Below are 507 nucleotides of genomic sequence, written 5' to 3'. Positions count from 1 at the left end.
GATAAAGAATACCAATACCAGAACTACAGCAATGATTGACAATATGTTGCCAAATGGCAGCACATCAAACATTTGGAACATTGCCAGTGATACGTCGGTCAGACCGTTTGCGCCTAACTCGCCTACTTTGTTGACGACTTGATCAATCGCCAGACCGCCAAACACCGACATCCAAACCACGGTGACTACCGTCGGAACAATCAGTACCGCGGTGATGAACTCACGTACTGTACGGCCACGTGAAACGCGAGCGATGAACATACCAACGAATGGTGACCAAGAGATCCACCAAGCCCAGTAGAATACCGTCCAGCCTTGGAACCAAGCTTCGTCGGTACGACCAAACGGGTTACTCAATGGAATGATGTTTTCTACGTACGCCATTAATGTTGTTGGGATCGAGCCTAAACTCGCCGCCCAGCCAATCAAACCAACAAGGATAAGCAGCAAAAACGCTACAACCATGTTGATGTTACTGATCACTTTTACGCCGCCGTCGATACCGCG

Annotated in this window: 1 protein-coding gene; it reads right to left on the bottom strand. The window is 48.7% G+C overall.

Translation table 11 applies throughout. From position 1 onward, the window contains the following. A partial coding sequence (locus R7R24_RS30685) for a BCCT family transporter (RefSeq protein ID WP_318120712.1) occupies positions 1 to 507 on the bottom strand: 507 nt, incomplete at both ends.

The sequence above is a fragment of the Vibrio sp. 704 genome (assembly GCF_033339295.1).
The sequence above is the reverse complement of the archived record's forward strand: the minus strand, read 5'-3'. Positions and strand labels throughout refer to the sequence as shown.